We start from the raw sequence: 13,415 nt of genomic DNA, 5'->3' as shown, positions 1-13,415 counted from the left end.
GGGGCTCGTGTGCGGGACTTGCAGTCCTGCACCCGGGCCCCATGTCAATTTTGGCTACAGTACCAGCCGACACTCCGAAAGCCAGAATCCCCCATGAGCGCACTTGAGACCCAGGCCCTCGGCATGATCCCGATGGTCATCGAGCAGTCGGGCCGCGGCGAGCGGTCCTACGACATCTACAGCCGCCTGCTCCGGGAGCGGGTGGTGTTCCTGGTCGGTCCGGTCAACGACCAGACGGCCAACCTGGTAGTGGCGCAGCTGCTGTTCCTGGAGAGCGAGAACCCCGACAAGGACATCTCGTTCTACATCAACTCCCCGGGCGGCAGCGTCAGCGCCGGCATGGCGATCTACGACACCATGAACTTCGTCAAGCCGGACGTCTCCACGCTGTGCACCGGCATGGCCGCCAGCATGGGCGCCTTCCTGCTGGCCGCCGGCGCCAAGGGCAAGCGGTTCTCGCTGCCGCACTCGAAGATCATGATCCACCAGCCGCTGGGCGGCATGCAGGGCCAGGCGAGCGACATCGAGATCCACGCCAACGAGATTCTCAAGACCCGCGCCACGTTGAACAGGATCCTGGCGGAGAAGACCGGCCAGCCCCTGGAGCGCATCGAGCGCGACACCGAGCGTGACTATTTCCTCGCGGCCGACGAGGCCAAGGAGTACGGGCTTGTCGACCAGGTGATTGCCAAGCGCCCCTGACGATCCGCGTCCTCCACCGACCGGCCCGCCCCGGGGGCCGGTTGCAGCCAAGCAACGGCGTCCCTTCCGACAAAGGGCGCGGTTTCCTGTTTGGTTATCATTGAAAATCCAGTCGCGAGGACACCGCACCAATGGCCGACAAGAAAGGCTCATCCAGCGAGAAAACGCTCTATTGCTCGTTTTGCGGGAAGAGCCAGCACGAGGTCAAGAAGCTCATCGCGGGTCCGTCGGTGTTCATCTGCGACGAGTGCATCGACCTGTGCAACGAGATCATCCGCGACGAACTGCCCGCGGGTGACGAGCAGCGGGAGGCGCGAGGCGACCTGCCCACCCCCGCCGAGATCAAGTCCAACCTGGACAACTACGTCATCGGCCAGGAAGCCGCCAAGCGCTCGCTCTCGGTGGCGGTCTACAACCACTACAAGCGCCTGCGCCACAAGGACAAGGCCAAGAAGGACGACGTCGAGCTCACCAAGAGCAACATCCTCCTGATCGGCCCCACCGGTTCCGGCAAGACCTTGCTGGCCCAGACGCTGGCGCGCATGCTCGACGTCCCGTTCGTGATGGCCGACGCCACCACGCTCACCGAGGCGGGCTACGTCGGCGAGGACGTCGAGAACATCATCCAGAAGCTGCTCCAGAGCTGCAACTACGAGGTGGAGCGGGCCCAGCGCGGCATCGTCTACATCGACGAGATCGACAAGATCTCGCGCAAGAGCGACAACCCCAGCATCACGCGCGACGTGTCGGGCGAGGGCGTGCAGCAGGCCCTGCTGAAGCTGATCGAGGGCACCATGGCCAGCGTGCCGCCGCAGGGCGGCCGCAAGCACCCGAACCAGGACTTCCTGCAGATCGACACGACCAACATCCTGTTCATCTGCGGCGGCGCGTTCGCCGGCCTCGAGAAGGTCATCGAGCAGCGCACCGAGGGCTCGGGCATCGGCTTCGGCGCAGCGGTCAAGAGCAAGAAGGAACGCAGCCTCACCGACGTCTTCCGCGACGTCGAGCCGGAGGACCTGATCAAGTTCGGCCTCATTCCCGAACTGGTCGGCCGCATGCCCGTGGTCGCCACCCTGGCCGAACTGTCCGAGGAGGCCCTGGTCCAGATCCTGACGGAGCCGAAGAACGCGCTGGTCAAGCAGTACGCCAAGCTGCTCTCCATGGAAGGCGTCGACCTGGAGATCCGGCCCAACGCCCTGCGTGCGATCGCCAGGAAGGCCTTGGCGCGCAAGACCGGCGCCCGCGGCCTGCGGTCCATCCTGGAGCAGTCGCTGATCGACACCATGTTCGAGCTGCCCAATACCTCGAACGTCGACAAGGTCGTGGTGGACGAGTCCACCATCGAGGAGAGCAAGCCGCCCCTGCTCGTCTACCGCGAAGCGGCCAAGAAAGCCTGACCAAGGACCTGAAGGCCACGCGGTTTCGGGTGCTCATGGCGCCCCCGGCAGGCACCGGCGGGTTGAAAATGCGCTTTTCCAGTCCATCTGCGGCTGGTCACACAAAGGAGTCCCATGTCCGGACACGTCCCGCTTCCCGCCACCCCGATTGACCTCCCGCTGCTGCCGCTGCGGGACGTGGTGGTGTTCCCCCACATGGTCATCCCGCTGTTCGTGGGCCGCCCCAAGAGCATCAAGGCCCTGGAAGCGGCCATGGAGGCCGAGCGCCGCATCATGCTGGTGGCCCAGAAGGCGGCCGCCAAGGACGAGCCCTCGGTCAGCGACATGTTCGAGGTCGGCTGCGTCTCCACCATCCTGCAGATGCTCAAGCTGCCCGACGGCACCGTGAAGGTGCTGGTCGAGGGCCAGCAGCGTGCCCGCGTCAACCGCATCGAGGAAGGCGAGCAGCACTTCGTCGCCAACGTCAGCCCCGTCGACGCCTCCGAGCAGGAGAGCAAGTCGAGCGAGATCGAGGCGCTGCGCCGCGCGGTGATGCAGCAGTTCGACCAGTACGTCAAGCTGAACAAGAAAATCCCGCCCGAGATCCTCACCTCGATCTCCAGCATCGATGACCCCGGCCGCCTGGCCGACACCATCGCCGCCCACCTGCCGCTCAAGCTCGACAACAAGCAGGTCGTCCTGGATCTGGCCGACATCAAGGGCCGGCTGGAAAACCTGTTCGAGCAGATCGAGCGCGAGGTCGACATCCTGAACGTCGACAAGAAGATCCGCTCGCGCGTGAAGCGCCAGATGGAGAAGAACCAGCGCGACTTCTACCTGAACGAGCAGGTCAAGGCCATCCAGAAGGAACTCGGTGAGGGCGAGGAGGGCGCCGACATCGAGGAGATCGAGAAGAAGATCAAGGCCGCCAAGATGCCCAAGGACGCCTTGAAGAAGGCCGAGGGCGAGCTCAAGAAGCTCAAGCTGATGTCGCCGATGTCGGCCGAGGCGACCGTGGTGCGCAACTACATCGACGTGCTGGTGGGCCTGCCCTGGGCCAAGAAGACCAAGATCAAGCACGACCTGGGGCACGCCGAGACGGTGCTGAACGAGGACCACTACGGCCTCGACAAGGTCAAGGACCGCATCCTCGAATACCTCGCGGTGCAGCAGCGCGTCGACAAGGTCAAGGCGCCGATCCTGTGCCTCGTGGGCCCCCCTGGCGTCGGCAAGACGTCGCTGGGCCAGTCGATCGCCAAGGCCACCGGTCGCAAGTACGTCCGCATGGCCCTGGGCGGCATGCGCGACGAAGCGGAAATCCGCGGCCACCGCCGCACCTACATCGGCGCGCTGCCGGGCAAGGTGCTGTCGAACCTGAACAAGGCCGGCACGCGCAACCCGCTGTTCCTGCTGGACGAGATCGACAAGCTGGGCACCGACTTCCGCGGCGATCCCTCGAGCGCGCTGCTCGAGGTGCTGGATCCGGAGCAGAACCACAAGTTCGGCGACCACTACGTCGAGGTCGACTTCGACCTGTCCGACGTCATGTTCGTGGCGACGTCGAACTCGATGAACATCCCCCCGGCACTGCTGGACCGGATGGAGGTGATCCGCCTCTCCGGCTACACCGAGGACGAGAAGACCAACATCGCGTTGAAGTACCTGCTGCCCAAGCAGATGGAGAACAACGGCGTCAAGGACACCGAGCTGCTGGTCACCGAGGACGCGGTGCGCGACATCATCCGCTACTACACGCGCGAGGCCGGCGTGCGCTCGCTCGAGCGCGACCTGGGCAAGATCTGCCGCAAGGTGGTCAAGGGCCTGCTGCTGAAGAAGTACAAGCCGCGGGTCACGGTCGATGCCGACAACCTCAATGATTTCCTCGGCGTGCGCAAGTACACCTACGGGCGGGCCGAGCAGCAGAACCAGGTGGGCCAGGTGGTCGGCCTGGCGTGGACCGAGGTGGGCGGCGACCTGCTCACCATCGAGGCCGCGCTCATGCCGGGCAAGGGCAACATCACGCGCACCGGCTCGCTCGGCGACGTGATGAAGGAATCGGTCGAGGCGGCCCGCACGGTGGTACGCAGCCGTTCGCGCGGCCTGGGCATCAAGGACGAAGTGTTCGAGAAGAAGGACATGCACATCCACGTGCCGGATGGCGCGACCCCCAAGGACGGTCCGAGCGCGGGTGCGGCCATGACCACCGCCATCGTGTCGGCGCTCACCGGCATTCCGGTGCGGGCCGACGTCGCGATGACAGGCGAGATCACCCTGCGCGGCGAGGTCACCGCCATCGGTGGCCTGAAGGAGAAGCTGCTGGCGGCCCTGCGCGGCGGCATCAAGACGGTGCTCATTCCCGAGGAGAACGCGAAGGACCTGCAGGACATTCCCGAGAACGTGAAGAGCGGGCTCGAGATCGTGCCGGTGAAGTGGATCGACAAGGTGCTTGAGGTCGCCCTGGAGCGCCAGCCCACGCCGCTGTCCGACGACGAGACGCAGGCCGCGGCCCCCGCGATCGATCCGGCACGCGTCGGCCCCGAGCCCGCGGCGAGGCCGTTGTCGGTGAAGCACTGAGATTTCTCGTCGAGCGTTCGAGGAGGCGTTTTTTTGTTATAGAATTGCGGTCTCACGCGGGAGTAGCTCAGTTGGTAGAGCGCAACCTTGCCAAGGTTGAGGTCGAGAGTTCGAGACTCTTCTCCCGCTCCAGGTACCGCGTCAAAGGGAAGCACCGGCTTCCCTTTTTCTTGTGGCACCCGGATCAGTGGCGCGGTAGCAAAGCGGTTATGCACCGGATTGCAAATCCGTCCAGCCCGGTTCGACTCCGGGCCGCGCCTCCAGACTTCACAGCCCCGCCCGCGCGGGGCTGTTTTTTTTTGGCTTACATTGGGCCGCGGCCTCGATGGTGAAATTGGTAGACACAGCGGACTTAAAATCCGCCGCCCTTGAACAAGGCGTACCGGTTCGATTCCGGTTCGAGGCACCACCCGCCGCCAACATGACGGCATCCGCCGCTCCAGCGCCCAGCCATCCGCGCACGGCCTCCGAGAGCACCATCTCCCGGTTCGTTCAGAACGCCCAGTAGGGTCCTCGTCCCGCCGGCGTGGTCGCATCCTGGATCGCCAGGTGCACCGCGCGCCCGAAGAAGAAGGGCAGGCCCCAGTTGAACAGCAACGACAGCGGCGCGCCGTCGGAGCCCCCCAGGTGGGCGGCTGCGGCCTCCGGGATCAGCCAGAACGGTGAATCGACCAGGAAGTCGATCGCGGCGCTGGCCCCGAGCGCCGACGTGATCGTCGCACTGCGCGGCGCCGGGAGGATCGGGCAATACAGGCCCCCACACGTCGCCAGTTGCGCGTCGGGGAAGTAGATGCCGTTCGATCCCGTGTCCAGGAATGCTGCATAGGCCACCCCCTTGTACTGCGTGGTGAAGAAACCCTGCGGGTCCAGGCCGATCACCGTGGCAGTGCCGATCTGGTTGTTGGCCTGCGTGCCCACGCCGAACACCACGGCGCCCACGGTGGGGCCGGTTCCGCCGATCGGGACCTGGGGCAGGACCACCATGAGGCCGTTGTTGTTCACCGGGAGCGAGGGGACCGGGTTGGCGACCTGCGCCTCCAGCGTCATCCGCGTGGACGTGCATCCGCCCGTGCCGCAGGCGAAGTAGACCGAGGGCGATGCGCTGGTCGCGCACGCCGCACCGCAATCGAGCTTCTGCGGGCCGACCCCCAGGATGCCGTTGGCGTCCAGCAGGCCCGCAAGGTTCCGGCCGTTGCGGGTGCATGCGGCGGGGACCGTCGCGTACGGCGCGCTGCGGTCGCCGATCACCTGGATGGTCATCCCTGCGGCGCGCTCGCCTGCCATCGCGAGATCCGCCTTGCGCAGGCTGCCCCAGGCGTAGCCGCTGGCGAACGGCATGCACTCCGCTGCGGGCAAGGGCGCGGCTCCTGCCGTCGCTGCCACCGTCACGGCTGGCAATGCCAGTTCCGGCCGCAGCGCCGATGCAATGACCCGCAGGCCATGGGAAGCCGTGTCGAGGACGATGTGATCCAGCGTCTGGCAGACCTCGGTGCCCGGCACGCACAGCGTCACGGACACGAAGGGCGTGTTGAAGGCGCTTCCCTGCGGACCGCGGTCCAGGACCACTTGCAGCACGTTCGGCGCCGGCGCGGGGATGGCAACCGTCGGCAGCGTCGGAAAGGTCGAGGCCGTCGCGGCGCTCGTGCCGCCGTCGACCGTCGGCGTCCCGCCGTCGCCGCCGCCTCCGCCGCCGCAGGCCGTCAGCGCCGCGACCAGGAGCACGGCTAGCCAACAGCGGAAGGCCCAGCCGACAGTCGGTCGGCGCAATGCGTGCAGCGCCTTCATGGCAGCACGCGCAGGTCGAAGCCAGCCGGCAACTGTCCAGGCAGCCACGCCTGGCCCTGGAACGCGCCCAGCCTGCCGTCGGAGACGAGGACGACGTCGTCCTGTCGAACCACCATGCGGTTGCGTGGGCCGGGCGCCTCCTGCCGGGCTGCAACGGCCGCGAAATGCGTGCCGAGCACCTCGCGCAGGTCGGGAAGGAACGGGCCGGCCCAGCTGGCGGCGAAGATCACCCCGTCGGCCGCGCGGAACACGCGCAGCCGCGTGCCGGTCTCGAGCCGCAATTGAGTTTCCACGTAGTCGGCACCGGCGGGCGTCTTCTTCTGGAGCGTGGCTTCCTGCACCGAGGGCAGGTCCAGGCGAACGTCACCGAGTCCCCCGGCCGCCGCGGCGTGCGCGGCCGCTGCCACACACGCCGCGAACACATGCTTCTTGGACATCACATCTCCCTGCGTCGAGCCATCACGCGCGGTAGCTCGGGCATCGTTTATGCGCGCTGACAACCGACACGATGTGTGTCTCTTGGTCGCGAAGCAGACACGCCCGTCGCGTCCTGTAACGATCTCTTCGGTGGCTGCCTCTGCCGTTTCGGCGGCAGGTGCCTGTGCTGCTCGCAGTGCTGCTTCAGCAGCCCGGCGGGCCGGCGCATCCTGCGTGAGACAATGCCTACGGAGAGCCAGGTGTGGCTTGCCGGGAGTTGAACGGCAGGATCGCCGCACCTGCCCGGCAGTAGTCGGGCGCGGTCACGCGGTGGTGACGGCGGCAAAGCTAAGGATGAGGGCCGCGGCAGGGCGCGCGGTCCAGCGTATAGGCGGATACCCATGGCGAATTACGACAGCGCGCCCTTCGAAATCCACGTCCATGGCGACGTGCCCCTGCGTGCCGACGTGAGCTACGCGCAGCTGCAGGAGGCGCTCAAGCCCCTGTGGACCTATGCCGGCGCGAAGTCGCTGGCCGACGGCGCCGAAAGCTCCTACGAAGAAGAGCCGGGCATCAAGTTCGACGCCCACGAGCACCTGCTCACCATGTGCTGGACCATCAACGGCGACGAGGATTTCCGCCAGTCGCTCGACGAGATGTGCATGAGCCTGAACGAGCTGGCGGAGCAGGGCGCGGCCATCGAGGTCACCTTCTACGACGCCGACTTCGACGAGGAGGAGGAGCCGCCCGAGGCGGAGTCGCGCGACGACTTCATCATGCTGTTCGTCGGCCCCACCCCTGCCGCCATCATGCAGGTCCAGCGCGACCTGCTGGTGGAGGACGTCGTGAACCTGATGGAGCGCCACTTCGACGGCTCCGAACTCGGCGGCGTGGTGGCCGAGATCGACAAGCTGTTCTCGCAGCGCTTTGATGCGCTGGTCAGCTCGCTCGAGATCGGCAAGCCGCCGCGGGGCAGCAGCGGCGGCAGCGGGGGCAGCCACGGCGGCGGCCGCCGGCCGCGGCACCTGCACTAGGTCTCGCCGACCGTCGCGGTGGGTGCCACAATCCGCCGCACATGACCCTCTTCCCCCAGGATGCATTGAACCCCGGCGTGCGCAAGCGCGAGGTGTTCGGCTGGGCGATGTACGACTTCGCCAACTCGGGCTACACCACCGTCGTCATCACTGCGGTGTTCGCGGCCTACTTCGTCGGTGGCATCGCAGGCAACGCGCCCTGGGCCACCTTCGCGTGGACGGTCGCCCTGAGCATCTCCTACGGCATCGTGATGGTCACGATGCCCAGCCTGGGCGCCCTGGCGGACCTGCGGGCGTCCAAGAAGCGCCTGCTGGCGCTGGTCACCCTGGGGTGTGTCGCCTGCACCGCGGCCCTGTCCCTGGCTGCGCCCGGTGGGGTGGCACTGGCGATGCTGCTGATCATCCTGTCGAACACGTTCTACAGCTACGGCGAGTCGCTCACGGCCGCCTTCCTGCCGGAGCTCGCCCGACCGGAGGCGATGGGCAAGGTGAGTGGCTGGGGCTGGGGCTTCGGCTACTTCGGGGGCATGCTGGCGCTCGGCCTGAGCCTGGCCTACGTGCTCTGGGCGCAGAAGCACGGCATCACGGCCGAGCAGTTCGTGCCCGTGACGATGCTGCTCACCGCTGTGCTGTACGGGGGCGCCTCGCTCTTCACCTTCCGCCTGCTGCGCGAGCGCGCGCAGCCCGATCCCGTGGCGCGGGTCCAGGGAGGCCTGGCAGCGTCCTTGCAGCAGCTCGGCCGCACCTTCCGGCAGGCCCGCCGGTACCGTGATTTCATGTGGCTGATGGCCTGTGCCGTCCTGTACCAGGGCGGGGTGGCCGTCGCGGTGGCACTGGCGGCCATCTACGCCGAACAGGTCATCGGGTTCCAGCAGCAGGAGACCATGGTGCTGGTGTTGGTGCTGAACTTCGCCGCTGCCGCCGGCGCCTTCGTCTGGGGCTACCTGCAGGATCGCATCGGCCACAAGCTGGCGCTGGGCAGTACGCTGGTGGGTTGGGTGGCGACCTGCATCATCGCAGCCTGGTCCACGAGCAAGGGCGAGTTCTGGTGGGCGGCCGGGATCGCCGGCCTGTGCATGGGCTCCAGCCAGTCGGCCGGGCGGGCGATGGCGGGCATGTTCGCGCCGCGCCGCCAGGCGGCGGAGTTCTTCGGCCTGTGGACGTTCGCCATTCGGCTGGCCAGCATCATCGGCCCGCTGTCGTACGGGGCCATCACCTGGGCCACCGGGGGCAACCAGCGCGCCGCGATCCTGTCGACGGCGCTGCTGTTCCTGGGTGGGCTGGTGGTGCTGCTCAAGGTCGACGTGGCGCGCGGCCGCCTCGCCGCATCCGACGCCGATGCGCAGGACGACGCCCGCGGCACGGCGCCGCTGGCGACCGCCTGAGCCGGTGCCTCAGGCCGCGGCGACCGGGATCTTCTTGAATTCGCCGGTGGCGATGCGCTTGCTCCACTCGGCCGGGCCGGTGATGTGGGCGCTGGTGCCGCCGGCATCGACGGCCACCGTCACCGGCATGTCGACCACGTCGAACTCGTAGATGGCTTCCATGCCGAGGTCGGCGAACCCGACCACCTTGGCCGTCTTGATCGCCTTGGACACGAGATAGGCGGCACCGCCCACGGCCATCAGGTAGGCCGACTTGTGCTGCTTGATCGCCTCGATGGCCGTCGGGCCGCGCTCGGCCTTGCCGATCATGGCGATGAGGCCGGTCCTGGCCAGCATCATGTCGGTGAACTTGTCCATGCGGGTCGCGGTGGTGGGACCGGCCGGGCCCACCGCCTCGTCCTTCACCGGGTCGACCGGGCCGACGTAGTAGATGACCCGGTTGGTGAAGTCCACCGGCAGCTTCTCGCCCTTGGCCAGCATGTCCTGGATGCGCTTGTGCGCGGCATCGCGGCCGGTGAGCATCTTGCCGTTCAGCAGCAGCGTGTCGCCGGGCTTCCAGCTGGCAACTTCCTCGCGCGTCAGGGTGTCGAGGTTCACCCGCTTGCTCTTCTCGGTGTCGGGCGCCCATTCGACCTTCGGCCAGAGGTCCAGGCTGGGAGCGGGGAGGTACACCGGCCCGGAGCCGTCCATGACGAAGTGGGCGTGGCGGGTGGCCGCGCAGTTCGGGATCATCGCCACCGGCTTGCTCGCGGCGTGCGTGGGGTACATGCGGATCTTGACGTCCAGCACGGTCGTGAGCCCGCCCAGGCCCTGCGCGCCGATGCCCAGGGCATTGACCTTCTCGAACAGCTCGAGCCGCATTTCCTCGACCTGCGACAGCTTCTCGCCCTTGGCCGCCTTGGCCTGCAGCTCGTACATGTCGATGTCGTCCATCAGGCTTTCCTTGGCCAGCAGGACGGCCTTCTCGGCGGTGCCGCCGATGCCGATGCCCAGCATGCCTGGGGGGCACCAGCCGGCGCCCATGGTCGGCACCGTCTTGAGGACCCAGTCGACGATGGAGTCGCTCGGGTTGAGCATGACCATCTTGCTCTTGTTCTCGCTGCCGCCGCCCTTGGCCGCCACGGTGATGTCGACCTTGTCGCCGGGCACCAGCTCCGTGAAGACGACCGCAGGCGTGTTGTCCTGGGTGTTCTTGCGCGCGAACTGGGGGTCCGCGACCACGCTGGCGCGCAGCGTGTTGTCCGGGTGGTTGTAGCCGCGGCGCACGCCCTCGTTGATGGCGTCCTCCAGGCTGCCCGTGAACCCCGCGAAGCGCACGTCCATGCCGACCTTCAGGAACACGTTGACGATGCCGGTGTCCTGGCAGATCGGCCGGTGGCCGGTGGCGCTCATCTTGCTGTTGGTCAGGATCTGCGCGATGGCATCCTTGGCCGCCGGGCTCTGCTCGCGCTCGTAGGCACGGGCCAGGTGGGCGATGTAGTCGGCGGGGTGGTAGTAGCTGATGTACTGCAGCGCGGCCGCGATGGATTCGATCAGGTCGGCCTGCTGGATGGTGGTGGTCATGGGCAGCGCAATGAAGGAAGCAAGGGGCAATTATCCCACCTGCTGTTGAGCGGCCCTCTGCGCGGAAACGGCCTGCCGGAGGGCGCGCCGCCAGCACAGGCCGCCTCAGTCGAGGCGCTTGTTGGCGTACACGGCGGTCGGGAACTGCAGCAGGTCGAACATGCGATCGGTGGCACGCTGGACCGGTGTCGAGTGCATCTGTCCGCCGTAGGCGGAGTCGGCGAGCAGGCGTGACAGGTTCAGCCCCACGCCCAAGTAGATGTCTCGCCGGCGCTCCCCGCCCGGCTCGAATCCGCGTGCCTGGTAGCCCACGCTGAACTCGAGATAGCGCAGGACCGGGATGCGGCGCAGGGCGTCGAACCCGTCGGCCTTGGCCACCATCAGGTAGCGCTGGCCCGAGTAATCCCCGAAAGGCTCGAAGCCCGAGCCGGGCGAGGGCCGGTAGGCGAAGCGGAAGTCGAACTTGTCGTCCAGGTCCTGCCGTGACTCCATCAGCACGCCGAACGCCGCCCCGGCCACGTTCATGAGCGCGTCCTGCGGGCTGAACCGGTACTTGCGCGAATAGCCGTCCACCACTTCCACCGCCGTGAAGATGCCCACCGTCGTCAGGCCTGCAAGTCGCACCGAAGCCTGGTGGCTGTTTCCTGCGGTCTGGAACAGCGGCGTGAGCAGGCGGACGTTGGCGTAGTTGATGTACGCGTGGCCGAGCTTGTCGGCTCCGCCGTAGTCCGTGTCCTGGCTGAACCAGCCTTCGTTGGTGGTCTTGAACCGGCCGTCGAACCCGTCCTGCCACCATCGGGCAAGGCCGTACGCGCCGACGACGGCAGTGCCGCCAGCCACGATGGCGGTGTTGCGCAGGGCGAGCTGCCTGGCGGGGTCCCTGGCGCGCCGGTCCGCCAGCTCGGCGATGCCCGGCCGGGCTGGATTGCCCGGGGTGGTGACGGGCAACGTCCAGTCCGGTTCTGGCTCGTCGATGGCCGGGACAGCGACGGCCTGCGCCGTGGCGAGCGGGAGCGTCCACGCGGCGCGCGATGCGGCCCGAGAGCGACGGCTGGGCCGGACGGACAGGGCAGCCATGTGCCACTCTAGACCCGGGCCGTTGCGCTCGCCACCGCTTCGGCGCCGGTCACCCCGGCAGCAACAAGGGCAGGGGAGTCTGGTACGGTGGCTGCCCCTTTTGTCACACGTGCCGCCCACCATGTCTACCCGCATCGAGAAAGACACCTTCGGCCCGATCGAGGTGCCGGCCGAGCGCCTCTGGGGCGCGCAGACGCAGCGCTCGCTGCTGAATTTCGACATCTCGGGCGAGCGCCAGCCGCGCGAGATCATCCGGGCGCTGGTCCAGGTCAAACGCTCGTCCGCTGTGGCCAACCACCTGCTCGGCCTCATGGACGACCGCAAGGCATCGGCCATCATCGCCGCCGCTGACGAAGTCCTCGCCGGCGACCATTGGGACGAGTTCCCGCTCGTGGTCTGGCAGACCGGGTCGGGCACGCAGACCAACATGAACGTCAACGAGGTGCTCGCCAACCGTGCAAGCGAGTTGCTCGGAGGCCAGCGCGGCGAAGAGCGGCAGATCCACCCGAATGACGACGTCAACCGGAGCCAGTCGTCCAACGACGTGTTCCCGACGGCCATGCACGTGGCTGCCGTCGACGCCTTGCGCAACCGGCTCATGCCGTCGCTGATGGCACTCAAGGCCACGCTGGCGGCCAAGAGCGCGGCTTTCCAGGACATCGTGAAGATCGGTCGCACGCACCTGCAGGATGCGACGCCGCTGACGCTCGGCCAGGAGTTTTCGGGTTACGTCGCGCAGCTCGAGCAGGCCGACCGGCACCTGCATGCCGCGCTGCCGCACCTGTGCGAACTGGCGCTGGGCGGCACGGCGGTCGGCACCGGGTTGAACGCGCCGCCGGGGTATGCGGAGAAGGTCGCGCAGGAACTCGCGCGCCTCACCGGCCTGCCGTTCGTGACCGCGCCCAACAAGTTCGAGGTCATGGCCGCGGCCGATGCGCTCGTGCATGCGCACGGCGCGCTCAAGACCCTGGCGGCCAGCCTGTTCAAGATCGCGAACGACATCCGCTGGCTGGCCAGCGGGCCGCGCAGCGGCATCGGCGAGATCAGCATTCCGGAGAACGAGCCGGGCTCGTCCATCATGCCGGGCAAGGTGAATCCGACCCAGTGCGAAGCCGTGACCATGCTGTGCTGCCAGGTGTTCGGCAACGACGTGGCCATCAATATCGGCGGGGCCTCGGGCAACTTCGAGCTGAACGTGTTCCGGCCCATGATCGCCCACAACTTCCTGCAGAGCGCGCGCCTCCTGGCCGACGGGATGCGCAGCTTCAACGACCACTGCGCGGTGGGCATCGAGCCCAACCGCGACCGCATCGCCGACCTGGTGGGCCGATCCCTGATGCTGGTGACAGCCCTGAACACCCACATCGGCTACGACAAGGCCGCCCAGATCGCCAAGAAGGCGCACAAGGAAGGCACGACGCTGCGCGCGGCCGCCCTCGCGACCGGTCACGTCACGGCCGAAGAGTTCGACAAGTGGGTGCGGCCGCAGGACATGGTCTGAC

Annotated in this window: 10 protein-coding genes and 3 tRNA genes; 9 read left to right on the top strand and 4 right to left on the bottom strand. The window is 67.4% G+C overall.

Annotated features, from left to right (window positions below; all coding sequences use genetic code 11):
- Positions 1-93 precede the first annotated feature (93 nt).
- The 6 genes from clpP (at position 94) to GON04_RS02975 (ending at position 5,061) form a co-directional block, all read left to right on the top strand.
- Positions 94-702, top strand: coding sequence for an ATP-dependent Clp endopeptidase proteolytic subunit ClpP (gene clpP / locus GON04_RS03000; RefSeq protein ID WP_157396506.1), 609 nt, complete (start codon positions 94-96; stop codon positions 700-702).
- Positions 703-833: 131 nt separating this feature from the next.
- Positions 834-2,099: an ATP-dependent Clp protease ATP-binding subunit ClpX gene (clpX, locus tag GON04_RS02995; RefSeq protein ID WP_157396505.1), complete on the top strand. Its 1,266-nt coding sequence runs from the start codon at positions 834-836 to the stop codon at positions 2,097-2,099.
- Between the two features lie 114 nt (positions 2,100-2,213).
- Entirely contained in the window at positions 2,214-4,652 is a 2,439-nt protein-coding gene (gene lon / locus GON04_RS02990; RefSeq protein WP_157396504.1) for an endopeptidase La, read from the top strand.
- A 56-nt stretch (positions 4,653-4,708) separates the two neighbouring features.
- Positions 4,709-4,784, top strand: a tRNA-Gly gene (locus tag GON04_RS02985).
- Between the two features lie 57 nt (positions 4,785-4,841).
- Positions 4,842-4,915, top strand: a tRNA-Cys gene (locus GON04_RS02980).
- Between the two features lie 56 nt (positions 4,916-4,971).
- A tRNA-Leu gene (locus GON04_RS02975) sits at positions 4,972-5,061 on the top strand.
- A gap of 83 nt (positions 5,062-5,144) precedes the next feature.
- On the opposite strand, the gene GON04_RS02970 is transcribed toward GON04_RS02975, so the two are convergent.
- Positions 5,145-6,374 (bottom strand): DUF3443 family protein, encoded by a 1,230-nt coding sequence (locus GON04_RS02970; RefSeq protein WP_157396503.1) that lies wholly within the window; start codon positions 6,372-6,374, stop codon positions 5,145-5,147.
- Positions 6,375-6,433: 59 nt separating this feature from the next.
- A complete protein-coding gene (locus GON04_RS02965; protein WP_157396502.1) occupies positions 6,434-6,874 on the bottom strand; it encodes a DUF2844 domain-containing protein in 441 nt (146 codons plus the stop codon).
- Between the two features lie 381 nt (positions 6,875-7,255).
- Here GON04_RS02965 and GON04_RS02960 point away from each other — a divergent pair, with 381 nt between their 5' ends.
- Together GON04_RS02960 and GON04_RS02955 are read left to right on the top strand one after the other, a co-directional pair.
- Positions 7,256-7,888 carry a DUF6806 family protein gene (locus tag GON04_RS02960; RefSeq protein WP_157396501.1) on the top strand — a complete coding sequence of 211 codons (633 nt, stop codon included), beginning with the start codon at positions 7,256-7,258 and terminating at the stop codon, positions 7,886-7,888.
- 41 nt (positions 7,889-7,929) lie between these two features.
- Positions 7,930-9,273, top strand: coding sequence for an MFS transporter (locus GON04_RS02955; RefSeq protein WP_157396500.1), 1,344 nt, complete (start codon positions 7,930-7,932; stop codon positions 9,271-9,273).
- Positions 9,274-9,282: 9 nt separating this feature from the next.
- Here GON04_RS02955 and GON04_RS02950 read toward each other — a convergent pair whose 3' ends face one another.
- Positions 9,283-10,836 (bottom strand): fumarate hydratase, encoded by a 1,554-nt coding sequence (locus GON04_RS02950; RefSeq protein ID WP_157396499.1) that lies wholly within the window; start codon positions 10,834-10,836, stop codon positions 9,283-9,285.
- Between the two features lie 105 nt (positions 10,837-10,941).
- Positions 10,942-11,913: a DUF2279 domain-containing protein gene (locus GON04_RS02945; protein ID WP_198349194.1), complete on the bottom strand. Its 972-nt coding sequence runs from the start codon at positions 11,911-11,913 to the stop codon at positions 10,942-10,944.
- Positions 11,914-12,034: 121 nt separating this feature from the next.
- Here GON04_RS02945 and fumC point away from each other — a divergent pair, with 121 nt between their 5' ends.
- On the top strand, positions 12,035-13,414 hold the full coding sequence (gene fumC, locus GON04_RS02940) for a class II fumarate hydratase (RefSeq protein ID WP_157396497.1): 1,380 nt from the start codon (positions 12,035-12,037) through the stop codon (positions 13,412-13,414).
- Position 13,415 lies beyond the last annotated feature (1 nt).

Origin of the sequence: Ramlibacter pinisoli (assembly GCF_009758015.1) — a bacterium.
Lineage (GTDB): Bacteria > Pseudomonadota > Gammaproteobacteria > Burkholderiales > Burkholderiaceae_C > Ramlibacter > Ramlibacter pinisoli.
Note: the sequence above shows the minus strand (reverse complement) of the source record. Positions and strands in the feature narration are given on the sequence as shown.